Here is a 24,353-nt window from a genome sequence, read left to right on the forward strand (position 1 = left end):
ATGGATCCCGCAACCATGACTTCCCTGATCACGGCCCTGGTGTTCGTCCTCCTGGTGGTCGTCCTGATCATCAAGACCGCCGTGGTCGTACCCCAGAAAAGCCAGTTCGTCATCGAGCGGCTCGGTAAATACGCTAAGACCATCGGCGCGGGCCTGCACATCCTCATCCCGTTCATCGACCGCATCGCCTACAAGCGGTCCCTCAAGGAAGAGGTCATGGACATCCCGGCCCAGACCTGCATCACCCGCGACAACGTGTCCGTGACCATCGACGGCGTGCTCTACATACGGGTCATGGACGCCAAGATGTCCGCCTACGGCATCGAAAACTACTACATCGCCGCCTCTCAGCTGGCCCAGACCTCCCTGCGCTCGGCCATCGGCAAGATCGACCTGGACAAGACCTTTGAGGAACGCGAGACCATCAACGCCTCCGTGGTCCAGGCCGTGGACGAGGCCGCCCAGGAATGGGGCATCAAGGTCATGCGCTACGAGATCAAGGACATCACCCCTCCGGGCACCGTCATGGCCGCCATGGAAGCCCAGATGAAGGCCGAACGCGAAAAACGCGCCGAGATCGCCACCTCGGAAGGCGACCGCCAGTCGCGTATCAACCGCGCCGAAGGATTGCGCCAGGAAGCCATTCAGGTCTCGGAAGGCGAAAAGCAAAAACGCATCAACGAGGCAGAAGGGCAGGCCCAGGAAATTCTTCTCGTGGCCGAAGCCACCGCCGAAGGCATCCGCAAGGTAGCCGAGGCCGTCAACCTGCCCGGCGGACCCGAGGCCATGAACCTCAAGGTTGCTCAGCAGTACGTCGGGGCATTCGGCAACCTGGCCAAGACCAACAACACCATGATCATCCCCGCCGACCTCGCCGGCATGGGCGGCATGGTCGCCACTGCCACCGAAATTATCAACACCGCCATGCACAAGGGCCGCAAGGGCAACTGCAAGACCGCCGAGCCCGGCCAGGCCGAGTTCACGATAGAATAACCGCGACCACAACGTCTGCGAAAAGGCCCCGTTCGGATCACCGAGCGGGGCCGTTTTTGCGCGTGCGGGGGAGAGCGGGGAGCGCCTTCGGCGGGCCCTCGCCGGGCGGGCGTCTCCGACGGCCAGGGAACCCTTTGGGAAAAGGGTTCCCTGGACCCTCCCAAACCTTTTGTGTCGCCTGCGGCGAAGGTGGGGGCGCGGAATGTGGCTTGCTTTACGCTGTAGTGGGATGGGCGCGGCAGGGCGGTGTCCCGGAGTGTCCGCGCCGAACGTCCATGGAGCTCGGAGGGCCGTCCGGCGCGAATCCTCCGGGACGGTTGCCAACGCCGCAGGCGGGCATGGCTGAACTCGAAAAAACGTCTTGGCGGCGTTTTGTGACTATGGTGAAAAAGTAGGCCTTTTCGATCCTCTCCGCACGCGCGGATGCGCATACAAAAAGTTTAGGAAGGGAAAGGGGATGGGGGGTCCGGGGGGAAGGGGAAAGGGAAAGCCCTTTTCAAAGGGTTTCCCTTTCCCCTTCCCCCCAGCCGCCGGAGGCGCCGCCCGCCCCTACGCCAGATGGCCGCCGGAGTCGATGATGGCCTGGATCTGGTGGTTGAGGGTATCGGCTTCGGTGCCGGTATGGAGGAAGGCGTCGAGTGCGGCGGGTTCCATGCCCACGAGGGTGACTTCGATGGTGCCGGTGCCGTCGCCGATGAGCAGATGCAGGTCGCCGTCCGTGTAGCGGGAGTTTTGCAGTTGCAGGCCGTCGGCCAGGAAGATGTGGTCGGCGTTGAGCGACTCGCCGTTGCTTGCGGTGAAGTTTTCCACGGTCAGCTTTTCGCCGTCCACCAGGGCCTCGCGGTTGAGGATGATGGAATCGGCCCCCTCGCCTAGGCGCACGTAGTCGTTGCCCGAACCGGGCAGGATATAGCTCTGGCCCACAGGTTCGTCCGTGGCGTGGGATTCCTCCAGGTCTTGGTAGAGCGGGCGTCCGGCCACGATGAAGTCATTGCCCGAGCCGCCGGAGATGACGGTCAGGAAATTCTGTCCGCCGTACAGGGCGTCGTCTCCCGCGCCGCCGTCGATGACCTCGGCATAGGAGTAGATGTCCTTCAGCCCGTCGACCACGGTGTGGGCCGAGCCGAAGATGGCGTCGTTGCCGTCGGTCCCGGCCAGGAACTCGGCCTGGTGAAAGTCGTTCGACTCGCCGCCCACGGTCAGGGTGTCGAAATCCCGGTAGGCGGTCACGGAGTCGATCAGGGCGCCGTAGCCGTCATTGTGGGCCGAGAGTTCGGAAATGGTCAGGGCCGCGTGGTCCTGGGCCGCGGTCAGGGTGAAGCCGAGTTCGGTCCAGTCCGTGACCGACGCTCCATTCCCTTCGGCGTACCCCCAGTTGGTGAAATGGAAGCTGCCGGTCACGCCGTCGGTGGTGACCACGCCCTCGCCCAGGGTGACCAGCCAGGCCCCGTCCCCGTGGGTCGCGTCCCAGGTGATGACGGCCACGAGCTGATCGCCCAGCATGACCTGGAAATCGTTGGTGCCCATGCCGGTCGGATCGGCCATGTGATCCACGCGCGGGGTGAAGTTGAAGACCACGGTCACGGCCTCGCCCGCCTTGGCGGCGATGGCCTGGGACAGGGTGTCCACGGAACCGGACCGGGCGTCTAGCTCCATGAGCCGGTCGCCTTCCTGCGGTTTCTGGTCCATGTCCGCGCCCCAGGTCTTCATGGTCCCTTTCCGGGCCGAGACCATGAGCATACTGTCCATAAACATCAGGTCGCGGAACGGGGGAGAATCCGGCGCGCCGGAACCGCCGGTGTTGCGCCAGTGGTCCACGTCGTCGAGGTATGACCAGCGGTCGCCGTCGTAGCCCGAGGCCTCGAAGCTTGGGTTCAGCACCATCTGTACGGGCGTGGTTTCGGGAAAGATGGTCACCGCATCCTGGGCCGGAAGCGCTTCGCCATCCACGGACGGCGAGGACAGAGCTTCGCCTCGGGACGCCGCCGTGAACAGGGAGCTTTGGCCGTCCAGGGCGTCCAGGCCGTTGCCCAGCAGCCCGGGATTGTCGGCGTAGCTCCCGGCCCCGGACCCGTCCGGCACGTTTCCGGCCGCGGTCTCGGCCTCTCCCTCCCGGCCAAAGGCGAAGAGGTAGACGCCGCCGGGCACCAGCTGGCCGTCGAGCATCTCGAAGGCCGGCAGGGCGTCCTCCACGGCCAGGGTCAGGTAGCCCGCCAGGACAACGGATCCGTCGCCGGCCAGGGTGATGACCAGATCGTCCCCGGAGGGAGCGAAACCCGCCTCGGACAGGTCAAAGCCGAACCGCACCGGAACGCCCGCTTCCAGGCGATACATCGCCGTTTCGCCGGGTCCAGGAAGTTCCACCTTGATCTGTTCGGCCATGTCCGCGCTCCTCGAAATAGGGTTCACCAGATTATGCTGGGACTATTGGCTATAATAAGTAAAATGGGTGCTACTATTTGTCAATACGCGAATATCCTACAATACCTTGAAGTTATCCTGTGCAAAAAACCCAGGGTCAGTTCCCGTCCGGGCGGATGCGGCAGGGCTTTACATGCGCGGGCCGGTCCCGTAGACCGGAAAGCATGAAGACTCTCGACATGAACGACTGGCCCCGCAAGAGCCTGTACGACTATTTCCGGACCCTGCCCGCGCCCCATTTCTCCCTGACCGCCGATGTGGATGTGACCGCGCTCATCACCACGGCCAAGCCGCGCGGCGTCTCCCCGTTCAACGCCGTGCTCTACGCGGTCATGCGCGCCGCCAACCGCATCCCCGAGTTCCGCCAGCGACTCGACGGCCCGGATGTGGTCGAGTACGACATAGTCCACCCCGCGCCCACCGTGCCCATCGACGGCGACCGCTTCGCCTTTTGCTATTTCGACTACGCCGACGACTGGCCCGACTTCGACCATGCCTGCGCCCGGGCCATCGAAGCGGGCAAGCAACAGACCGAGCTCACGGACGACTCGTCCCACCGCCTGGACCTCGTGTTCACCACATGCCTGCCCTGGCTGCACTTCACCTCCATGCACCACCCGGTCCAGGGACCCGACGACTCCTTCCCCCGCATCGCCTGGGGCAAATTCACCGAACAAAACGGCCGCTGGACCATGCCCGTCAACCTCCAGGTCCACCACGCCCTGGCCGACGGCCTGCACGCCGGACGGTTCTACCGGTATGTTCAGGAGACTCTGGACGGGTTCGAGTAGGCGCGGACAGTGTGCCGGAGCTGACGCCTCCGGCGGGCCCTCGCCGGACGGGCGTCTTCGACGGCTTAAGAACCTTTTGAGAAAAAGGTTCTTAAGCATCTCAAAACTTTTTGCGTGCCTTCGGCTGGGGCGTGCGGACGCGGGCAGTGCTGGTTGTGCGGAGGGTGTGGAGGTAGCTCGGCCGGGTGGTGTCCCGAAGTGTTCGCGCCGGACGTCCACGGGCCTCGGAGGGCCGTTCGGCGCGAACACTTCGGGACGGTTGCCAACGCCGCAGGCGGCTGTGGGCGGAACGCGGGAAATGGGTATTGCGGCGTTTTCGGACGGCGGTGAAATAGTAGTTCTTACCGATTTTTTCTTACGTAAAAGAAATCGCCAACCGGCACGGCGGAAGGCGTCCCCGTCGCGGCCTTCCGCTGTCGCACGCCCCTGAGCAAAGCGAACATGGGATTCTTAAAAGTACCCACCACGTTTCTGAAAACCTGGTCCCTGCCGTGTTTTTTAAATATGGCAGGGACTTGCTTTTGGGTGTTTTATGGTGATCCCTAGTGATTTTCGGGAATTTCGGGGATGTTGTTACACATTTTTTCACACATGTCTTGATAGGAATATCCTTTTATTTTAGTGAATTAAAGTACCACCTCTAGCCGATGTCAACGCAGCCCGGGCATGGCTTCATGAAGCAAGGAGTACTTCGATTTAGGCAGGTGTTAACTTCGTGGAAAGCTGTAAAAAATCAAACTGTAGGCCGCATGCTTACGGTATTTCAATGAGTTGTAAACGCCATATGTACCATTAAAACCATGGGTGCCGCTTGGAATGGCACTTGGTTGATACGTGGTTTGAGCGAATCGCCACTGTTTGAGCTCAGATGCGCCAGTTCGGCCGGAAGCTCGTCGATGGGCCTTTCAATAGTGATTGTGCTGTGTGTCCGTGTACGCAAAGAGAGAGTTTCCATAGAAGCAATAATCAATTTGTTATCCTTTCCGTTTCATCGGAGAAAACGGTATTCCGTTGCGTTGACTGTGGGAATTGCGAGATCAACGAAATTCCGTTCACGGTTTTTGGTTTTAGAAACAAATCCACATTAAATTCAGTATATAACGAAATCAGCCCCGCTGGCACACCTCTTGCCTGATTACGGTTCTACTTCGCGAAAGGCCTTAGTGAACGCTAGCGTATTCCGAAGCCTTTCCGATCAATACAGCCAGAAGGGGTATTACATGGCAAAAGAACAGCATTCCCATGAGCATGGACATCACCATGACCATAATGACTTCACCGACTATACCGCAGCGGTCAAAGCCTACCGCGAGACCTTCGCCAGCAAGGCGGACGTGATGGACCAGGCCCCGGACCCGGCGGTTCGGGAGATGGTCAAATACATGGACGAACAGGGCGTCGAGAACTGCTTCGACCGTTTCGACAAGCAGAAGCCGCACTGCACCTTCGGCCTTGCGGGCGTCTGCTGCCGTATCTGCTCGCTCGGGCCGTGCAAAATAACGGAACGTTCTCCCCGGGGCACGTGCGGAGCCAATGCGGACCTGATCGTGGCCCGCAATCTGGTTCGCGCGGCGGCCGGCGGCGTGGCGGCCCATGGGGCGCGGGCGCGCGAAGTCATGCTGACCATGAAGAAGGCCGCCGCAGGGGAAGTCGATCTCCCCATCCTCGGCAAGGAGGCGGTCAGGAAAATGGCCGCCGCCTTCAACCTCGTCACCAAGGACAAGAGCATCGAGGATCTGGCCAACGAGATCGCGGACATCCTGCTTGAGGACATGAGCCGCACCGTGCCGGGGCCGCACAGGACGCTGGAGGCCGTCGCCACTCCCGAGCGGCGGCAGACCTGGGAGAAGCTGGGCGTGCTGCCTGTCGGCTCCTATCATGAGGTGTTCGAGGCGCTGCACCAGACCACGGTCGGCACCCAGGGCGACTGGCGCAAGGCCATGGATCAGTTCATGCGGCTGGGCATCGCCTTTTCCATGAACAGCGTGGTCGGCGGCTCCATTGCCAGCGACTGTCTCTACGGCACCCCGAAACGGACCACGGTCAAGGCGAACCTTGGCGCGTTGAAGACGGACACCGTCAACATCGCCATCCACGGGCACGCCCCCATGCTGGCCACCAAGGTCATCGAGGCGGCCCGCTCGGACAAGTTCGTGAAGATGGCGGAAGAGGCCGGGGCCGCGGGCATCCAGTTCTACGGCATCTGCTGTTCCGGGTTATCCTCGCTCTACCGGCTTGGCGGCGTCATCCCCCTATCCAACGCCAACGGCTCGGAGCTGGTGCTCGCCACGGGCGCCCTCGACCTGTGGCTGGCGGACATCCAGGAGGTCTTCCCCGGCATCATGGACGTGGCCGACTGCTACAAAACGGTGGTCGTGACCACCAACGAATCGAACCGGCTGCCCGGTGCCGAGCACATCGGCTACCGGCGCGACCTGGAGGATCTGGACAAGCTCCCCGAGCTGGCGGAGAGGATCGTCACCCGCGCCATAGAGAGCTTCACCAATCGCCGGGATGTCCAGCGGCACATCCCCGACCACGAGATGGAGGCCGAAGTGGGCTTCAGCCTGGAAACCCTCGACGCCCACTACGGCTGCATGGAGCGCGTGGCGTCCGCCATCATCAACGGGCAGATCAAGGGCATCATCAACCTCGCCGGATGCACCAACACCCGGATCGTCTACGAAAAGGCCATCGTGGAGGTCGTCGACATCCTGCTCAAGAACAACGTCCTGGTCTTCACCAACGGCTGCGCCTCGTTCCCCATGGCCAAGCTGGGATACTGCAGCAAGAAGGCCCTCAACAAGTGCGGCGAGCGACTGCAGATATTCCTCAGGGGAGAGCTGCCGCCGGTCTGGCATTTCGGCGAATGCATCGACAACGCCCACGCCGTGGCCACGTTCCGGGAGATCGCCGGGTATGCGGGGCACCAGATGAAGGACATGCCCTTTGCCGAGGTCACGCCGGAATGGTCCAACGAGAAGGGCGTGGGCGCCGCCCTGGCGTTCCGCATGCTCGGCTTCGATTCCTACCATTGCGTGCACGCGCCGGTGCAGGGCTCGGAAAAGGTGCGCGACTTCCTCTATGGCGGCACCCGTGAGCTGCTCGGCTCCAGCATGAAGGTGGACACCGATCCCAAGAAGCTCGCCGCGATGATCATTGCCGACTTCGAAGAGGCCCGGTCGAACCTGTGCTGGCGCTAGTCCCGGCCGCATAGCCCGACACGCGACGTAAAAGGGGCGGCCCGCCAACCAGGCGGGCCGCCCCATCTTTTTTGCGTCGGTCGTCGACGCGAAAAAAGGCGGCCCCGTCGGGAGCCGCCTGTCTTCTTGTGGTCCGGATGCGGTCTACTGCTTCTTGAAGATGATCAGGGGACAGTTCTTGCAGATGTCCGCGCCGGGGAACCCGTCGCCGGGCCGGGTGATGGAGCTGCTCGTCTTTTCGATGCGGTCCATGAGCCGCTGGAAGGTGGCTCCGAACTTGCTGCCGGGGATGATCACGTTGATCTCGCCGCGTTCGGTCTTGCCGGCGTTGTAGCTGCCGGCGCAGGCGGGAAGCATGTTGAACTCCTGCTCCATGAAGGAGAACACGTTGCCGCCGCAGGCGGAGGAGTTCATGGTGATGTTCGGGCGGAGCGGGTGGGTGTCGGTCGCGGCCATGTAGTCCACGGCCAGGTGATACGCCTGCATGTTGTCACAGTAGAAGTGCACCGTGTCCGGCTCGTACAGGCCGTCGATGGAACCGAGCGGGGCCACGGCAATACCGAGCGGCTTCGTCTCCAGCATGGGCTTGCTGACCACAAAGCGTTTGGCCTGATCGATATCCTGGACATACTTGGCGTGGCCCTTGATCTCGGCGTCATCCAAGTCCTTCCATCCGAAGCAGAAGCGGGCATTGCTGCAGCCAAGGCCGTCCACACCGGAATACACGATCTGGCCCTGCATGCGGGCGGCGATCTCCCACTGACAGAAGGTCATGGGCTTGAGCGGAGCGTGGATTTCCGGCGCATTCCGTTGGAATTCCTCCAGTTCGCCCTGGTCGAAAAAGAATTTGACCGCGACCGGGTAGTGGTACAGGCGCAGTTCCTTCATCAATACAGCTTGCATCTCATTATAGGTCATGATTTTCGTCTCCTGAGTTTGTTGTTCACTCCCGCAGTACGAAATCGGGGAGTTTTTAGGCTGGTTGATGGCGTTAATGAATCTCTGCCGACCTGCGGGAGTGAACTTTTGGAATGGATACTCGCAATGAGTCCTCATCACTGAGCAAGGAGCATGCCTGGTTTTGCCGCTTGCTGTCGCAGCCGGGCGCGTTTCGGGTAAGGCCACGGACAGCGTAAATAAAGTTCCCATGACGGCGGGTGGTTACCCTCGCCGGGGCCATCCGCGCAGGGTGCCATTCCCTCCCATACCAATTCGGAATATTCCGACGGCGGTCGCGCGTCCTCCCCTTCCATACCTTCCAGGCCATGCTGATCGACGGGAATTCGTTGAAGCGGAGGCGGAATGGCGTTGTCCAGCGGAATTCCGTTGTGTGGATTATATGCTTATTTGTGAATATATCGTTATATCAGTGTATTAACCAATACGAGGTGCTGGCACGTTGATTGCCTTGGATGGAAAGGGTTTGCGGTCTGGCGGCGCTGTCCGGGAAGGACGTCCGGCCGGTGCGGGGTTTCCGCTCCGCCTTGCGATACGCGCCGCCGCTTGCTGAATAATCTTCAAGCCAAGGAGTGTTGCAATGTGCGGCGACAACCATTCGCATGACCATGACCATGACCATGGTCATGGCCATCACCACCACGACAACGATTTTACCGACTACAAGGATGCGGTCAAAGCCTACCGCGAGTCCTTCGCCAGCAAGGAAGACGTGATGAACCACGCCCCGGACCCGGCGGTCCGGGAGATGCTCAAGTACATGGACGAGCAGGGTGTGGAGAACTGTTTCGACCGGTTCGACAGGCAGAAACCGCACTGTACCTTCGGCCTGGCCGGGGTCTGCTGCAGGATCTGCTCGCTCGGGCCGTGCAAGATCACCGAGCGTTCCCCGAGGGGCACCTGCGGGGCCAACGCCGACCTGATTGTCGCCCGCAACATGGTCCGTTCGGCGGCCGGCGGCGTGGCCGGGCACGGCGCCCGCGCCCGCGAGGTCATGCTGACCATGAAAAAGGCCGCCGAGGGCAATGTTGATCTGCCCATCGTCGGCAAGGACAAGGTCATGGGCGTGGCCAAGGCCTACGGGCTGGAGACCGAGGGCAAGACCGTCGAGACCCTGGCAGGCGAGATCGCCGACATCCTGCTCGAAGACATGAGCCGGACCGTGCCCGGCACGCACAAGACCCTCAAGGCCATCGCCCCGGCCGAGCGCCAGAAGGTCTGGGAAGAGCTCGGCCTGACCCCGATCAGTTCCTATCATGAAGTTTTTGAGGCCCTGCATCAGACCACGGTCGGCACCCAGGGCGACTGGCGCAAGGCCATGGATCATTTCCTTCGCCTGGGCCTGACCTTTTCCATGAACAGCGTGGTCGGCGGCTCCATCGCCCAGGATTGCCTCTACGGCGTCCCGCGCCGCAGCACCATCAAGGCCAACCTCGGCGCGCTGAAGACGGACACGGTCAACATCGCCATCCACGGCCACGCCCCGATGATGGCCATGAAGGTCATCGAGACCGCCCGCACCGACAAGTTCGTCAAGATGGCCGAGGAAGCCGGGGCCAAGGGCATCCAGTTCTACGGCATCTGCTGCTCCGGCCTGTCCTCCATGTACCGTCTGGGCGGGGTCATCCCCCTGTCCAACGCCAACGGCTCCGAACTGGTGGTCGCCACCGGCGCGCTCGACCTGTGGCTGGCGGACATCCAGGAGGTCTTCCCTGGCATCATGGACGTGGCCAACTGCTACAAGACCGTGGTCGTGACCACCAACGAGTCCAACCGGCTGCCCGGAGCCGAGCACATCGGCTACAAGCGCGACCTGGAGGACCTGGACAAGCTGCCCGAGCTGGCCGAAAAGATCGTCACCCGCGCCATTGAGAGCTTCACCAACCGCCGGGATGTCAAACGGCACATCCCGCCCTACGAGATGGAGGCCCAGGTCGGCTTCGGCCTCGAGGTGTTGAGCGAGCACTTCGACGGCAGCGTGGAGCCCATCGCCGAGGCTTTGAAAGACGGTAGGATCAGGGGCATCATCAACCTGGCCGGTTGCACGAACACCCGTATTGTCTTTGAAAAGGCCATCGTGGACATCGTCGATATCCTGCTGAAGAACAACATCCTGGTCTTCACCAACGGCTGCGCCTCCTTCCCCATGGCCAAACTGGGCTATTGCAGGCCCGAGGCCCGGGAAAAGTGCGGCGATAGTCTGAAGGCGTTCCTCGGCGACAGCCTGCCGCCGGTCCTGCACTTCGGCGAATGCATCGACAACGCCCATGCCGTGGGCACCTTCGCGACCATCGCCGGTTTCGCCGGGCATCCCATCAAGGACCTGCCGTTCGCAGAAGTCACGCCGGAATGGTCCAACGAGAAGGGCGTGGGCGCGGCGCTGGCCTTCCGCATGCTCGGCTTCGACTCCTACCACTGCGTGCACGCGCCGGTGCAGGGATCGAAAAAGGTCCGCGACTTCCTCTACGGCGGCACGAGAGAACTGCTGGGCTCCTGCATGAACGTCGATCCCGACCCGCAGAAGGTTGCCGCGATGATCATCAACGACTTCGAGGCCGCCCGCAAAAAACTGGGCTGGGCGTAGCCTGACCGGAGAAGGGAGGATGTCCGCGTCCGAGGCACCCCCCGGCGCGGGCCTTCTCCCTTCCCTAAACGGTTTTCAACCAACAGCCTGCATGCCCGCTCCCGGGCGGCGTCCCTCCGGACGGATGCCGGGAGCGGGCCGTGCAAACCTCCGGCCCCGCCTCCCGAGGTGGATCGGGGAATAAGGGACGTATCGATGTTGTTCAAATCCGGTTCGGTGCAATTCAGAGTGGCCTCCCTGTGCCGGGAGGAGTTCGCGCCCGAGGTCTACCGTCCGGGGGTGATCTCCCTATCGCGTCTGTTGTGGGGGTCCCTCGGCGGCGGCCTGCTGCTGGCGATCATCGCCCTCGCCTCCCGGCTGACCGGCATTGCGGTCCTGTTTCCTCCCCTGGCCGCCACCTGCTTCATCAACTCGACCTGCGTCTTCCTTCGCGTGGCCCGGCCCAAGCCGGTCATCGTCGGGCATTTCGTCGCCTCCATAGGCGGATTGGCGGGGTGCTGGGTCGGTTCCTTCCTGGGTGCGGAAACCGGGTATGCGGTCGCGCTCAAGCTTGGCTTCGCGGTGATGTTCGCCGCTGCCCTGATGCAGATTTTCGACGCCGACCACCCGCCGGCAGCCGCCACGGCGGCCATTCCGGCCATCCTGCCGCTGCCCATGCCCGCCTACCTGCTGCCTGTCCACATGGCCTGGGGGGCCACTCTGGCCGTGCTGTTCGCCATGACGTGGAACCGGCTGTGGTTTGAGTTCCCGGCATCCGACATCGACCACCGGGAAAAGACCTGCGGCCTGTATATGCACCGGCCGCAAATCGCGGGCCTGGCGATATGCGCCGCCGGTTTCGTTCTCCTGTGCCTGCAGCGCCTCCTTCCCGAGGCGCATATGGTCGGGACGGCGGTCATGCTTCTGGGGGTAGCGTTCCTTGGCACCCATCATTTTTTCGGAATCCGGCGCTTCCGGTAATGCATAGACACCCGGCCCGAAGAAAGGGAGGGCGCGTCGAGCCATGCTTGCCGTCACCTCGTCACCGCCCATGGCTCCACCATGGTGCGCCCTCCCTTTCTTCACCGCAGCCCGCGAAAGAACCATTTGTGTTGTGATGGCTGGTCGTTTGGTTTAATTACACGCCATGACCGCCGATCAGATTTTTCATTTTAGAAATATGGAAATCCAGTCATTGCTTTTGGCGATGGGAGAGCAACGGTCGACCGAGGCGCTCTTCAGCCGTGTCGTCGATCGTCTTTCCGCATTCGAGGAAGTGTCGCTTGTGCGGATCTGGCTCATCAAGGAAGGCGATATCTGCTCTTCCTGTCTCATGGCCGACGAGTGCCCCAGCAGGGAACTCTGCCTGCATCTGGTGGCCAGCGCGGGACATTCGTCCTCTGATGGGTCGCGCGAATGGAATCGCCTGGACGGTAAATTCAAGCGGTTCCCCATGGGCGTCAGGAAAGTCGGACATATCGCCGCGACCGGACAACCCGTGGTCGTCGAGTCGATTCCCGAAGACTCCAAATGGATAGCCTACCCGGAGTGGGCCAAGGAAGAAGGGATCAACGGCTTCGCCGGGCAACCCATGCGGTTCCACGGCGAGATTCTCGGCGTGCTGGCCGTCTTCACGACGACGAGGATCAACAAACCGGCCTTGGACATTTTGCAAATCCTCGCCAACCACGCGGCCACCGCCCTTGTGAACGCCCGGGCATTCGAACAAATTGAGGACCTGAAGGGACAGCTTGAGGCGGAAAACACTTTCCTGCGCGAAGAACTAAGCGAGACCAGCTTCTACGGGGGATTCATCGGCCGTAGCCTGGCCTTGCAACGGATCGTCCAGCAGATCGACCTGGTCGCTCCCACCGACGCCAACGTGCTCATCCAGGGCGAATCGGGTACCGGCAAGGAATTGGTCGCCCGGGAGCTGCATCAGCGCAGCAAGCGGAGCAACAAGCCTCTGATCAAGGTCAACTGCGCTTCGGTTCCCAAGGAACTCTTCGCCAGCGAATTCTTCGGGCACGTCAAGGGTGCGTTCACAGGAGCGCACGCCCACCGGGAAGGCAAGTTCGGCGCGGCCAACCAGGGGACCCTCTTCTTGGACGAAGTGGGCGAAATCCCGCTCGAGCTCCAGGCCCAGCTCCTCCGCGTCCTTCAGGAAGGGGAATACGAGCGGATCGGAGAGGAAAAGGTCCGCAAAGTGGACGTGCGCGTCATCGCGGCCACCAACCGGGACCTGCAAAAGGAAGTCGAGGCCGGACGTTTCCGGGAGGACCTCTATTTCCGGCTCAACGTCTTCCCCATCACGGTCCCGCCCCTGCGCGCCCGGAGAGAGGACATCGCCCCGCTGGCCGAGTATTTTCTCAAGCGCTCCCTGAAGGCCATGAATCGCCCGGCTCTCAGATTCAGTCCGGAACAGCTTGCCCAGCTTGTCGAGTACAATTGGCAGGGGAATGTCCGCGAACTGCAAAACATTGTCGAACGGTTCGCCATTTCGTCCATTGCGGGGGCGGCTCGGGTCGAGTTGTTCGGTGGAATCGGGGAAGAACGCAAGCCCTGTCCCGGGTCGGTCGTTTCAGAGGCGGGTGACGCTGTGTTGACCGAGGAGGAAATGATCCGGTTGCAGGCGAACAACATCGCCAAGGCATTGGCGCGGTGCAAAGGGAAGATCTACGGCCCCGACGGCGCCGCCGCCCTGCTGGGGCTGAAGCCGACCACCTTGTCGACGCGGATACGAAAAATGAATATCCGGCGAGTCGCAAAGTAGCCGCCAGGGAGATGCGGACTGTCAGGCCACGGAGCTGTTGTTTACACCGTAAAGGATGGACCGCTTGGTTGGCGTCTTCTATAGGGAAGGTTGCAGTGAGACCAGAAGGATAACTGCCCTCGGATAAAGTCGAGCCGGGCAGTAGGCTTCGCCCTGAATATTGAACTGGCTTCGTTGAACTTGGCTCCACTTGACCACGAGCCCATCTCATGTCGTAATGTGGTTTCGGAAACCGTACTCGGTCATTTTGAATCTCCAGATCAACGTATTGGCTGCTACCCCGAGGACCGCGGTTCCAAGGAAGAATTTAGGAATCGTGACGCGTTCTTCGCTCAATGCGGCAATCGGAGCTTCTGCTACTTTCATCGGTTTCAGCCTTTCTTGAGCTATCCCTTGAGCCCGAGTCGAAACCGTCCTCCCCGCCCGTCGGCTTGCGGCCGATGGGCGGGGAGGACTTTCGCCCCCTGATGAGCGACTCATCGAAAAAGTGAAAATACCCTATCCCGATTCCTTGAGTTCGAAGATGCCGGTGTGATCTGACTGAAGGGTTGGCCGAGTTGGCGGGCGGTTCGGAGGCCGTCCGAGGGAGAACGAAGACAATCCGGAAGGCACATGACTTTTGACACCAAACTGAAGACCCGCGTATTATGCGCCCAGGACGTTGCCGCGTTCCTGGGCAAAAGCGTGGATTGGGTCTACGACCATGCCGAAGACGTCGGCGGCGTCAAACGTGGTGGGTCATGGTTCTTTCCGAACGAGGAAGACATCTATGACCGTCTATTTCAAGGCCGGGAAAGAGTACCGGTACGATTTCATGGTAAAGGGCAAGTGCTACACCAAGGCGTGGTTCAAGGGGAAACAGGCCGCAAAAACGGCCGAGGTCAAAAGAAGGGAGGCCGTCGAGAAGGAACTGGAACTGGAAGCGACGGGCGACATGGCCTTGCTTGATCTGCTCAACCTGCGGCTGGATTATTTGCAGGACCGTGCGTACTCGGAGTCGCACTACAAGAAGACCAAGCTCGCGGCAAAACGGTTGCTGGACTACTTCGGCAAGGTACCGTGTGCCGCCATCACCCGCCTGAAGGCCGACGACTTCCTGATGGCCGTGGTCAAGGAACGCACCCCGGTCGCCGGCAACAACGACCTCAAGGTGCTCCGGGCGGCGTTCTCCTGGGGCATGAAGCGGGGCCAGCGGTTCATTCAGGACAACCCCTTTGCGGGGCTGGAGACGTTCCCCAGCGACAAGCCTAAGGAACGGAAGGAGACGCCCAGGAGCGACGAACTGGACCGGATGATCGAAGCGGCCCAGCCGAAGCACCGCCCCTACCTGTGGGTGCTGCGGGAAACCATGGCGCGGAGCATCGAGGTCCACCGGCTCACCTGGAATCGGGTCAACTTCGAAGAGCGGTACGTCGAATTGGAAACGCGCAAGAACAAGAACCGGGAAACCGGTGCTGCGCCGGGTGCCGATGACGGACAAGCTGTACGAAGTCCTCTCAAACCTGTACGCCGACCGTGATCCCGGCAAGGAATGGGTGTTCTGGACTCGGAGCTACAACGCCAAGACCGGCAGGATGGAAGAAGGCCCCTACAGGCGCGGCCGGTATTCCATGCTCCGGAAGATCTGCCGGGATGCGGGGGTGGATTACTACTCCTTCCACCGCTTCCGGGCATCGGGCGCATCCGTGATGGACAACAGCGGAGCCCTGCTCCCTGGCATCCAGCGCATTCTTGGCCACGCGGACCGGCGGAGCACGGAAATCTATCTGGAAAAGCTTCGCGACGTGGAACGCGATGCCATGGACGTCTACGAAAGGGAAAGCCGCAAGGATGATGACAAGGTCGCCTGACAAATTCACACATGCGGTTCACACACGCTGACAAGGCGGCTTGCGGGTGCCAGCCTGCAAGCCGTTGAAAACCAAAAGGAAGACCGGATAGTCACACACAAAGAACGTGACTATTCTTAAAGCCCTCGGCCTTAAGCGGGTGCAGGGCAGCGCCCTGGTTTCTCCGAAGGAGACCGCCGGTAGGCCCGCCGGAGGCATTTCCCTAATCCAACGAAATGGCCTCCCCCCACTCAAGCGGCGCAATCCCCAGATGTGCGGCCACGGTCTGGCCGACGTCGGCGAAGGTATCGCGCACGCCTGCGGAGCCGGGCAGGACCGGGGGGCCGAACAGGAGTATGGGCACGCATTCGCGGGTGTGGTCCGTGCCTTTCCAGGCGGGGTCGCAGCCGTGGTCGGCGGTGATGATCGCCAGGTCGCCGGGCTTGAGCCGGGGGATGAAGGCGGCCATGCGTGCGTCCATGCGCTCCAGGGCGGCGGCGTACCCGGCCACGTCGCGGCGATGGCCCCATTCGGAATCGAACTCCACGAAATTGGCGAAGACCAGCGAACCGTCCGGGGCGTGGGCGGCTTCGTGGTCCACGAGGTCGAAGAGGGCTGTGGAATCCGGGCCCTTGACCGCCTTGGTGATACCGCGATGGGCGAAGATGTCGCTGATCTTGCCGACTGACACGACCTCGCGCCCGGCGTCTTTGAGCTGGTCCAGGAGGGTGGGCGCGGGCGGTTCCAGGGCGTAGTCATGGCGGTTGGCGGTACGGGTGAAGTGGCCCGGCTCGCCGACGAACGGGCGGGCGATGACCCGGCCGATGTTGTAGCCGTCGAGGAGTTGGCGGACGAGTTCGCAGAGTTGCAGCAGCCGGTCCAGGCCGAAGGTCTGTTCGTGGGCCGCGATCTGGAAGACCGAGTCGGCCGAGGTGTAGCAGATGGGCTTGCCGGTTCGCATGTGCTCCTCGCCGAGCTCCTTGAGGATTTCAGTGCCCGATGCGGCGCAATTGCCGAGGATGCCGGGCAGACTACCCTGTTCGATGATGGTCTCGGTCAACTCCTTGGGGAAGCTCGGGTACTCGGGCGGGAACAGGCCCCAGTCAAAGGGCACGGGCACCCCGGCCAGCTCCCAGTGGCCGCTGGGCGTGTCCTTGCCCCGGCTGACCTCGCGGGCCGCCGCGAACCGTCCGCGCAGCACCGGTGACTTGAGATTCGGCGGCACGGTCCCGGTGACCAGCTGGGCGGCCAGGCCCAGGCCGAGGGAGGCCATGCAGGGCAGGTCGAGCGGGCCTGAGCGCAGCCCCTCGCGGTCCGCCTCGCCGCGCGCGCACGCCTCGGCGATATGGCCCAGGGTATCGGCTCCGGCGTCGCCGTATTGGTCGGCGTCCGGGGCCCAGCCGATGCCGAGCGAGTCGAGGACCAGGATGAAGGCGCGCGGCATCAGCGGGATTCCTTGCTGTCGGCGGTGATCCGTTCGCGGACGACCGGACGCGGGGCCGGGGGCGCGTCGCCGACGGTCATGGCCGCGCGGATGCGTTCGGCGGCCATGACCGCCTGGGCCTCGTCCCGGGCGCGGATGGTGCAGAGCGGATTGTCGGGGCCGACCGCATCGCCGATGCGGGCGAAGCCGGTCATGCCCACCGCGTGGTCGATGGCCTGGTCCGCGCGGGTGCGGCCGCCGCCCATGGCCACCAGGGCCATGCCCACCGCCCGGCTGTTCATGGCCGTGATGAAACCCGGCCTGTCCGGGAACACGGGGTGTTTCACGGGCGCGATATCGAGGTATTCGCCGGACCGTTCCAGAAAATCCGTGGGTCCGCCCAGCCCGGCGACCATGCGCTCGAACCGTTCGGCCGCCGCGCCGCTGGCCAGGGCCGTCTCCATCTTGCGCATGGCCTCGTCCATGTCCTCGGCCGCGCCCGCCAGCACGAGCAGTTCGCCGGTGCAGGCCAGGGTGACCTCGGCCAGCCTCGGCTCGCGGCTCACGCCGGTCAGGAAACGCACGGCCTCGCAGACCTCCACCGCGTTGCCCACGGTGTCGCCCAACACCTCGTTCATGTCCGTGAGCAGGGCCGTGGTCGGCACGCCCGCGCCCGAGGCCACGGTCACGATGGACTCGGCCAACGCCCTTGCATCAGCATACTCCTCCATGAACGCGCCGCTGCCGAACTTCACGTCCATGACCAGCCCCTGCAGTCCGGCGGCCAGCTTCTTGGACAGGATCGAGGCGGTGATCAGGTCCATGGATTCCACCGTGGCGGTCACGTCGCGCACCGCGTACAGCCGCCGGTCGGCCGGAGCCAGGTCCGAGGTCTGCCCGATGATGGCGCAGCCCGCGTCCCGGACCACCCTGGCGAAGGTCTCCAGGTCCGGCGCGGTGTCGTACCCCGGGATGGCGTCGAACTTGTCCAGGGTGCCGCCCGTATGCCCGAGCCCGCGCCCGGAGATCATCGGCACGAACGCCCCGCACGCCGCCGCAAGCGGCCCCAGGATCAGGCTGACCTTGTCGCCCACGCCGCCGGTGGAGTGCTTGTCCGCCACGCCCCGCACGATGCCGAGCGACGGCCAGTCCAGCACCCTGCCCGAGTCGCGCATGGCCTCGGTCAGCGTGATGCGCTCGTTCAGGGTCATGCCTTGGAAAAAGACCGCCATGGCGAATGCCGCCACCTGGCCCTCGCTCGCCGCGCCGTCCGTGATGCCCCGGACCATGGCCCGGATGTCGGCCTCGGACAGTTCCAGGCCGTCCCGTTTTCTGCGGATGATCTCCTGCGGTATGAACGTCATGTGTGGTGCCTCCGGCGGCCGGGGGAAGGGGAGGAAAAACCCTTTGGAAAGGGTTCTTTCCTCCCCCCTTCCCCCGGACCCCCATCCCCTCCTTTTCCCAAACTTTTTGGTGCCGCTTCGCGGGGTGTTGGGGGGGGGGATTGTCGGTTGCTCGGTTAGAGGCCGAGGTGTTGTTTCACGTCGTTGAGCAGGCCGGATGCGCCGAAGCGCAGGGTCTGCGGGGTGGCCCAGCCCTCGCCCATGATCGTGTCCGCCAGGTAGAGGTAGCCAGCCGCGTCGGCCACGGTCTTGAGGCCGCCGGACGGCTTGAAGCCGAGCCTGCGTTTGACCTTGGGGGTCATCTCGCGGATCGCCTCGAGCATGACCGCCGCCACCTCCAGGGTGGCCCCGCCCGGCACCTTGCCCGTGGAGGTCTTGATGAAGTCCGCGCCCGCCTGAATGGCGTCCCGGCTGGCCTCACCGATGATCTTGAGCGACTGCAGCTGGCTCGTCTCCAGGATGACCTTGAGCAGGACCGTCTCGCCGCAGACCTCGCGCACCTGATGGAGCAGGGCGATGGCCTGATCGCGGTGGCCCGCCTTGTACCGCTTGTACGGCAGGACCACGTCCACCTCCTGGGCTCCGGCCGCCACCTGCGCCCTGGCCTCGGCCACGGCCTTGGCCGCGTCGGGCAACCCGTGCGGGAAGTTGCAGACCGTGGCCACGCGCACCCCGGTCCCCTTGAGCTCGTTCAGGGCCAGGGGCACGAATCTATCGTAGACGCAGACCGCCGCCACATGCCCCCTGGGCGTGACCGCGCGCGAGCACAGGTCGCGGATTGTCTCGTCGGTGTCGTCCTCGCCCAGCGAGGTCAGGTCCATGGAGGTCAGGGCGCGCAAGGCGTACGTTTCGTCGGCTCGGACCTGTGCGGCCTCTTTCGTCAATGTCTTCAAATCGTTCATAATCATCGTTGGTTGAGGTTTTCCGGCCCGAAGGACTCGGGCAGCAGTTCGTCCAAGGTCATGGTCCGCAGGACCCCGCGTTCGTTGCAGGCATGGATCAACGTGTCCGGCCCGGCGAATTCGCGGATGCGCTGGCGGCAGCCGCCGCACGGCGTGCACGGTGCGTCGGTCGGGCCGACCACCACCAGTTCGCGGATGGCCTTGCCCCCGCCGAGCACCATGGCGGAGATGGCCGACTGCTCGGCGCAGCTGCCCAGCGGGTAGGCCGCGTTCTCCACGTTGCAGCCGGTGTACACCTCGCCCGCGTCCGTGACCAGGGCCGCGCCCACCGGGTGGTTGGAGTAGGGGGCGTGGGCCCGGTCGCGGGCCGCCGTCGCCAACCGGATGAGTTCCGTGATGTCGAGCAAATCGGGCATCTAGCGCTCCTTGACGTAGGGTATGCCGTCCGCCTTGGGGGCCACGACCTTGCCCACGAACCCGGCCAGCAGGATCACGGTCATGACGTAGGGCAGCATGATGATGAACTGGACGGGGATCTCGCCCACCAGGGGCAGGGACACGCCCTGCAGCCGCGCCTGGAGCGCGTCGGTAAAGGCGAAGAGCAGGCAGGCGGTCACGGTCAGGCCGGGCCGCCACTTGCCGAAGATCATGGCCGCCAGGGCCAGGTACCCCTTGCCCGCGGTCATGTCGCGGATGAAGCTCGCGCCCAGCGCGGTGGAAAGGGAGGCCCCGGCCACGCCGCACAATGCGCCCGCGATGAGCACCGCCCGGTAGCGCAGCCACGTGACCGAGATGCCCGCCGTGTCCACGGCCTCGGGGTTCTCGCCCACGGCACGCAGCCTGAGCCCGAACCGGGTCTTGTAGAGCATGAAGGAGACGCACGGGATCAGGGCGAAGGTCGCGTAGGTCAGCAGGGTGTGGCCGCTGATCATCTCGGCGTAGATGGGGCCCAGGACCGGCACCCCGCGCAACGCCTCGGCGCCGGGCAGGGTCAGGGCCATAAACCGCGCTCCCTGCGGCAGGGGCGGGGTGTCGCCGTTGATGTGGAAGATGGCGTGGCCCAGCGTCGGGGCCAGCCCGGCGACCACGATGTTGATGGCCATGCCCGAGACCACCTGGTTGCCTCGGTGGGTGATGCAGGCGAACCCGTGCAGCAGGGCGAGCAGAAGGCAGGCAGCAATGGCGCAGACGAGCCCGAGCCAGGCCGAGCCGGTCAGATAGCTGACCGTGGCCGCCGTGAACGCCCCACCGAGCATCTTGCCCTCCAGGCCGATGTCGATGACCGCCGCCCGTTCCGAGCACAGCCCGGCCAGGGCGGCCAGGATCAGCGGCGTGCTGATGCGCAGGGTGGCGTCGGCCGTGAGCAGCAGCTGCATCCACAGGTCGGTCATGCCGTGGCCTCCCTGCGCAGGAAGATGCGTTCCAGCCGGTGGCGGTAGAGGTGCTCCAGCGCGCCGGTGAACAGGATGACGAATCCCTGGATGGTCCAGATCATGTCTCGGGTGATGTCCGGCATTTCGAAAGCCAGCTCGGCCCCGCCCTGGAACAGCGCGCCCATGAGCAGGGAGGCGAGCACGATGCCCGCCGGGTGGTTGCGCCCCATGAGCGCGATGGCGATGCCCACGAACCCGCACCCGTTGGTGAAGTTGATGACCACCCGGTGCTGCTCGCCCATGAGCTCGTTCACGCCCATGAGCCCTGCCAGCGCCCCGGACAGGAGCATGGAGACCATGATCGCCCTGGCCGGGGAGATGCCGCTGTAAACGGCCGCCTCCGGGTTGCGGCCCACGGCCCGGATCTCGAAGCCCCAGCGGGTGTGCCAGATGAACAGCCACACGCCCACGCAGCAGAGCAGGGCGATGACCAGGGCCAGGTTGGCGGGCGAATGGGCCATCTTGATGCCCAGCGACCCGGCCAGTTCGTGCAGCTTGGGCATCCAGGCTGACTGGGGGAAGGGCGAGGTCTCGGGCAGCTGGGAGCCGGGCCGCTTGAGCCAGTCCACCAGCAGGAAGGTCATGACCGACGAGCCGATGAAGTTGAACATGATCGTGGTGATGACGATGTGCGAGCCGCGTTTGGCCTGGAGGTAGGCGGGAATGGCCGCCCAGGCCGCGCCGAACAGGGCCCCGCCGAGCACGGTCAGGGGCAGCACGGCCCAGAACGGCAGGTCGCCCAGGTACAGGCAGACCAGCCCGATGCCCAGACCGCCGAGGTACGCCTGGCCCTCGCCGCCGATGTTGAACAGATAGCAGTGGAAGGCCACGGCCACGGCCAGGCCGGTGAAGATGAAATTGGTGGCGTAGTACAGGGTGTAGCCGATGGCCTCGCCGTAGCCGAACGCCCCGTAGACCAGGTAGCCGAACGCCTTGACCGGGTCCTGGCCCATGGCCAGGATGACCAGGCCCGAGACCAGGAAGGCGGTCAGCAGGTTGAGCGCCGGGATCAACCCCGCGTTGACCCAGCCGGGAAGCTTGGACTGCGCCATCTACGCCGCCTCCCCGCCGTCCGGCGTCCCGGTGCAACCCGCCATGAGCAGCCCCAGGGCGCACTCGTCCGCGTCCTTTGCGGCCATTTCGCCCACGATGCGCCCGTCGAACATGACCACGATGCGGTCGGCCAGAGACAATATCTCGTCCAGCTCCACCGAGACCAGGAGCACGCCCTTGCTCCGGTCGCGCAGTTCGATGAGCTGTTTGTGGATGAACTCGATGGCCCCGATGTCCACCCCGCGCGTGGGCTGGCCCACCAGCAGCAGGTCCGGGTCGCGCTCCATCTCCCGGGCCAGGACGAGCTTCTGCTGGTTGCCCCCGGAAAATCCCGAGGCCGCAAGGTCCGGGTCGGGCGGGCGCACGTCGAACCGCTCCATGTACTCGCGGCACAGCGCCCGGACCTTGTCCCGGTCCATGAGCACCGTCCCGTTCACGTCGCGCCCGGTGTGGTAGCCGAGGATCATGTTCTCGGCGGCGGTGAAGTCCATGACCATGGCCGTGCGGTGCCGGTCTTCGGCCACATGCCCCACGCCCAGCCGGTGCATGCCCTGCGGGTCAGTGCGCTTCCCGTCTCCGGCGATGACCTCGCCCTTGAATTTGATGGTCCCGGAGGAGGGCGCGGCCACCCCGGCCAGGACCTCCAGCAGCGCGGATTGGCCGTTGCCCGAGACCCCGGCCACGCCGAGTATCTCGCCCCGCCTGAGGGTCAGGGAGACGTCCTTGAGCCGGTGCACGCCCGCCGCGTCCTTGAAATTCACCTTGTCCAGTTCCAGGAGAGGCTCGCCGGGCGCGCCCTCGGTCTTGTCCACCCGGAGCAGGACCTTGCGCCCGACCATGAGCTCGGCCAGCTCCTCCTTGCTCGTCTCCGAGGTCTTGCGGTGGGCGACCATGGCCCCGCGCCGCATGATGGACACCGTGTCGGTGGCGGCCATGATCTCGCGCAGCTTGTGGGTGATCAGGATGACCGTGCGCCCCTGGCCGCGCAGGGTGTCGAGCATGGCGAACAGGCGGCTCGCCTCCTGGGGCGTGAGCACGCCCGTGGGTTCGTCCAGGATCAGAGTCTCGGCACCGCGATACAGCGCCTTCAAAATCTCCACGCGCTGCTGCAACCCCACGGGCAGGTCGCCGACCACCACGTCCGGGTCCACCTCCAGGCCGTATTCCCGGCCGAGCCGTTCAAGCTCCTGGCGGGCGTGGCGCAGGGAGGACTTTATGAGCCCGCCTTCCTCGGCGCCAAGGACCACGTTTTCGAGCACCGTGAACGGCTCCACGAGCATGAAGTGCTGGTGAACCATGCCGATGCCCTGGCCGATGGCCTGGGCCGGGCTGGTGATCCGCACGTCCCGGCCGTTGATGCGGATGCGCCCGCTGTCCGCCTGGTAGAAGCCGTAGAGCATGCCCATGAGCGTGGACTTTCCCGCCCCGTTCTCCCCCACGATGCCGTGGATGGTGCCCTTGGACACCGCCATGGACACGTCCCGGTTGGCCCGCACCGGTCCGAAGGACTTGTTCAGCCCGATGAGTTCGACCGCCGGAGGGGCCGTATGGTCGGAAGAGGAACCCACGCTACCGGTCCATGATGTCGAAATAATTGGTGACCACAATCCGGCCCGCGATGATGTCCGCTTTGGCCCGGTCCACGCGTGCCCGCATGTCCGGGGTGATCAACGCCTCGTTGTATTGGTCCAGCGCGTAGTCCACCCCGCCCTCGGCCAGGCCGAGCAGCCGGACGCCCGGCCTCCAGGTGCCGTCGTTTGCGTCGCGCAGGGCCTCGAACACGGCCAGGTCCACGCGTTTGACCATGGAGGTCAGCACGCTGCCGGGATGCATGTAGTTCTGGTTCGCGTCCGTGCCGATGGAGAACTTGTGCAGGTCGGCCGCCGCCTGGAGCACGCCCAGCCCGGAGCTGCCCGCGGCCTGGTAGATCACGTCCGCGCCCCGGTCGAACTGGGAGCGGGCCAGCTCGCCCGCCTTGATCGGGTCGCCCCAGGCCGCCGGGGTGTCCCCGGTCATGTTCTCGAACACCTGGATGTCCTTGTTCACGTACCGCGCCCCCTCCTTGTAGCCCAGGGCGAACTTGCGGATCAGCGGGATGTCCATGCCGCCCACGAAGCCGATCTTGCCGGTCCGGGTCTTCATGGTCGCGATCATGCCCACCAGAAACGATCCCTCGTGCTCCCTGAAGACCACGGATTGCACGTTGGGCCGGTCCACTGCCATGTCCACGATGACGAACCGGGTGTCCGGGAACTTCGGGGCGATCTGTTCCAGGACCGAGGCGTACGAGAACCCGACCACGATGATCGGGTCATACCCCCTGTCCGCGAAGCGCTGCATGGCCTGGGCATACTGCGATTCGTTGGTCGGCGTGAACTCGTGGTACGGGAGGCCGGATTCCTCTTTGAACATCTCCGCGCCGCGAAAAGCGGCCTCGTTGAACGACCGGTCGGACTTGCCCACCTGGTCGTAGAGCAGGGCGGGCTTGAAAGCCGACGCGGTGCCCGAGCAAAGAGCCAGGGCCAGGATCATGAGGGCGGGTATGAGCGAGCGGGACATGAATCCTCCACCAGAAGCGGAACCTGCGCGGTAGCGGTTTCGCCGGATTG

The 24,353-nt window shown here is 64.0% G+C and carries 18 protein-coding genes; 8 read left to right on the forward strand and 10 right to left on the reverse strand.

The window, feature by feature from the left end:
• Complete coding sequence (locus ACR42D_RS00340; protein ID WP_484564885.1) at positions 1-993, forward strand: SPFH domain-containing protein; 993 nt, start codon at positions 1-3, stop codon at positions 991-993.
• Positions 994-1,542: 549 nt separating this feature from the next.
• Here ACR42D_RS00340 and ACR42D_RS00345 read toward each other — a convergent pair.
• A complete protein-coding gene (locus ACR42D_RS00345) occupies positions 1,543-3,375 on the reverse strand; it encodes a hypothetical protein (RefSeq protein ID WP_484564886.1) in 1,833 nt (610 codons plus the stop codon).
• Positions 3,376-3,578: 203 nt separating this feature from the next.
• Between ACR42D_RS00345 and ACR42D_RS00350 the strand changes: the two genes are divergently transcribed.
• Together ACR42D_RS00350 and cooS (ACR42D_RS00355) are read left to right on the forward strand one after the other, a co-directional pair.
• On the forward strand, positions 3,579-4,205 hold the full coding sequence (locus ACR42D_RS00350) for a CatA-like O-acetyltransferase (RefSeq protein ID WP_484564887.1): 627 nt from the start codon (positions 3,579-3,581) through the stop codon (positions 4,203-4,205).
• Between the two features lie 1,220 nt (positions 4,206-5,425).
• Entirely contained in the window at positions 5,426-7,408 is a 1,983-nt protein-coding gene (gene cooS / locus ACR42D_RS00355) for an anaerobic carbon-monoxide dehydrogenase catalytic subunit (RefSeq protein WP_484564888.1), read from the forward strand.
• 144 nt (positions 7,409-7,552) lie between these two features.
• Here cooS (ACR42D_RS00355) and ACR42D_RS00360 read toward each other — a convergent pair whose 3' ends face one another.
• Entirely contained in the window at positions 7,553-8,326 is a 774-nt protein-coding gene (locus ACR42D_RS00360) for a DUF169 domain-containing protein (RefSeq protein WP_484564889.1), read from the reverse strand.
• 619 nt (positions 8,327-8,945) lie between these two features.
• On the opposite strand from ACR42D_RS00360, the gene cooS (ACR42D_RS00365) reads away from it, so the two are divergent.
• The 5 genes from cooS (ACR42D_RS00365) to ACR42D_RS00385 all read left to right on the forward strand — a co-directional run bounded on the left by cooS (ACR42D_RS00365) (position 8,946) and on the right by ACR42D_RS00385 (position 15,551).
• A complete protein-coding gene (gene cooS, locus ACR42D_RS00365; RefSeq protein ID WP_484564890.1) occupies positions 8,946-10,949 on the forward strand; it encodes an anaerobic carbon-monoxide dehydrogenase catalytic subunit in 2,004 nt (667 codons plus the stop codon).
• A gap of 195 nt (positions 10,950-11,144) precedes the next feature.
• Positions 11,145-11,909, forward strand: a complete 765-nt coding sequence (locus tag ACR42D_RS00370) for an HPP family protein (protein ID WP_484564891.1) — start codon at positions 11,145-11,147, stop codon at positions 11,907-11,909.
• A 166-nt stretch (positions 11,910-12,075) separates the two neighbouring features.
• Complete coding sequence (locus tag ACR42D_RS00375; protein WP_484564892.1) at positions 12,076-13,701, forward strand: sigma-54-dependent Fis family transcriptional regulator; 1,626 nt, start codon at positions 12,076-12,078, stop codon at positions 13,699-13,701.
• 769 nt (positions 13,702-14,470) lie between these two features.
• Positions 14,471-15,220: a hypothetical protein gene (locus tag ACR42D_RS00380; protein WP_484564893.1), complete on the forward strand. Its 750-nt coding sequence runs from the start codon at positions 14,471-14,473 to the stop codon at positions 15,218-15,220.
• On the forward strand, positions 15,171-15,551 hold the full coding sequence (locus tag ACR42D_RS00385) for a tyrosine-type recombinase/integrase (protein ID WP_484564894.1): 381 nt from the start codon (positions 15,171-15,173) through the stop codon (positions 15,549-15,551). Before ACR42D_RS00380 ends, ACR42D_RS00385 begins: the two co-directional genes overlap by 50 nt.
• Positions 15,552-15,753: 202 nt before the next feature.
• Here the strand turns inward: ACR42D_RS00385 and ACR42D_RS00390 are convergent, their stop codons facing one another.
• The 8 genes from ACR42D_RS00390 to ACR42D_RS00425 form a co-directional block, all read right to left on the reverse strand.
• Entirely contained in the window at positions 15,754-16,974 is a 1,221-nt protein-coding gene (locus ACR42D_RS00390; RefSeq protein ID WP_484564895.1) for a phosphopentomutase, read from the reverse strand.
• Positions 16,974-18,317, reverse strand: a complete 1,344-nt coding sequence (gene deoA / locus ACR42D_RS00395; RefSeq protein ID WP_484564896.1) for a thymidine phosphorylase — start codon at positions 18,315-18,317, stop codon at positions 16,974-16,976. Before deoA ends, ACR42D_RS00390 begins: the two co-directional genes overlap by 1 nt.
• A gap of 155 nt (positions 18,318-18,472) precedes the next feature.
• Complete coding sequence (gene deoC, locus ACR42D_RS00400) at positions 18,473-19,258, reverse strand: deoxyribose-phosphate aldolase (protein ID WP_484564897.1); 786 nt, start codon at positions 19,256-19,258, stop codon at positions 18,473-18,475.
• Positions 19,259-19,260: 2 nt separating this feature from the next.
• A complete protein-coding gene (locus ACR42D_RS00405) occupies positions 19,261-19,674 on the reverse strand; it encodes a cytidine deaminase (protein ID WP_484564898.1) in 414 nt (137 codons plus the stop codon).
• Positions 19,675-20,649, reverse strand: a complete 975-nt coding sequence (locus ACR42D_RS00410) for an ABC transporter permease (RefSeq protein ID WP_484564899.1) — start codon at positions 20,647-20,649, stop codon at positions 19,675-19,677.
• Entirely contained in the window at positions 20,646-21,743 is a 1,098-nt protein-coding gene (locus ACR42D_RS00415) for an ABC transporter permease (protein ID WP_484564900.1), read from the reverse strand. Before ACR42D_RS00415 ends, ACR42D_RS00410 begins: the two co-directional genes overlap by 4 nt.
• Complete coding sequence (locus tag ACR42D_RS00420) at positions 21,744-23,312, reverse strand: ABC transporter ATP-binding protein (protein WP_484564901.1); 1,569 nt, start codon at positions 23,310-23,312, stop codon at positions 21,744-21,746.
• A 1-nt stretch (position 23,313) separates the two neighbouring features.
• A complete protein-coding gene (locus ACR42D_RS00425; protein WP_484564902.1) occupies positions 23,314-24,303 on the reverse strand; it encodes a BMP family lipoprotein in 990 nt (329 codons plus the stop codon).
• Positions 24,304-24,353: the final 50 nt, after the last annotated feature.

The organism is Pseudodesulfovibrio sp. lm2024 (assembly GCF_051175575.1).
Lineage (GTDB): Bacteria > Desulfobacterota > Desulfovibrionia > Desulfovibrionales > Desulfovibrionaceae > Pseudodesulfovibrio > Pseudodesulfovibrio caledoniensis.

Coding starts and splice junctions, on each gene's coding strand:
- ACR42D_RS00385 (WP_484564894.1), top strand. CDS start 15,171: ATGACGGACAAGCTGTACGAAGTCCTCTCAAACCTGTACGCCGACCGT.
- cooS (WP_484564890.1), top strand. CDS start 8,946: ATGTGCGGCGACAACCATTCGCATGACCATGACCATGACCATGGTCAT.
- ACR42D_RS00380 (WP_484564893.1), top strand. CDS start 14,471: ATGACCGTCTATTTCAAGGCCGGGAAAGAGTACCGGTACGATTTCATG.
- ACR42D_RS00390 (WP_484564895.1), bottom strand. CDS start 16,974: ATGCCGCGCGCCTTCATCCTGGTCCTCGACTCGCTCGGCATCGGCTGG.
- ACR42D_RS00340 (WP_484564885.1), top strand. CDS start 1: ATGGATCCCGCAACCATGACTTCCCTGATCACGGCCCTGGTGTTCGTC.
- ACR42D_RS00360 (WP_484564889.1), bottom strand. CDS start 8,326: ATGACCTATAATGAGATGCAAGCTGTATTGATGAAGGAACTGCGCCTG.
- ACR42D_RS00405 (WP_484564898.1), bottom strand. CDS start 19,674: ATGCCCGATTTGCTCGACATCACGGAACTCATCCGGTTGGCGACGGCG.
- ACR42D_RS00425 (WP_484564902.1), bottom strand. CDS start 24,303: ATGTCCCGCTCGCTCATACCCGCCCTCATGATCCTGGCCCTGGCTCTT.
- ACR42D_RS00410 (WP_484564899.1), bottom strand. CDS start 20,649: ATGACCGACCTGTGGATGCAGCTGCTGCTCACGGCCGACGCCACCCTG.
- cooS (WP_484564888.1), top strand. CDS start 5,426: ATGGCAAAAGAACAGCATTCCCATGAGCATGGACATCACCATGACCAT.
- ACR42D_RS00370 (WP_484564891.1), top strand. CDS start 11,145: ATGTTGTTCAAATCCGGTTCGGTGCAATTCAGAGTGGCCTCCCTGTGC.
- ACR42D_RS00345 (WP_484564886.1), bottom strand. CDS start 3,375: ATGGCCGAACAGATCAAGGTGGAACTTCCTGGACCCGGCGAAACGGCG.
- deoA (WP_484564896.1), bottom strand. CDS start 18,317: ATGACGTTCATACCGCAGGAGATCATCCGCAGAAAACGGGACGGCCTG.
- ACR42D_RS00375 (WP_484564892.1), top strand. CDS start 12,076: ATGACCGCCGATCAGATTTTTCATTTTAGAAATATGGAAATCCAGTCA.
- ACR42D_RS00415 (WP_484564900.1), bottom strand. CDS start 21,743: ATGGCGCAGTCCAAGCTTCCCGGCTGGGTCAACGCGGGGTTGATCCCG.
- deoC (WP_484564897.1), bottom strand. CDS start 19,258: ATGAACGATTTGAAGACATTGACGAAAGAGGCCGCACAGGTCCGAGCC.
- ACR42D_RS00350 (WP_484564887.1), top strand. CDS start 3,579: ATGAAGACTCTCGACATGAACGACTGGCCCCGCAAGAGCCTGTACGAC.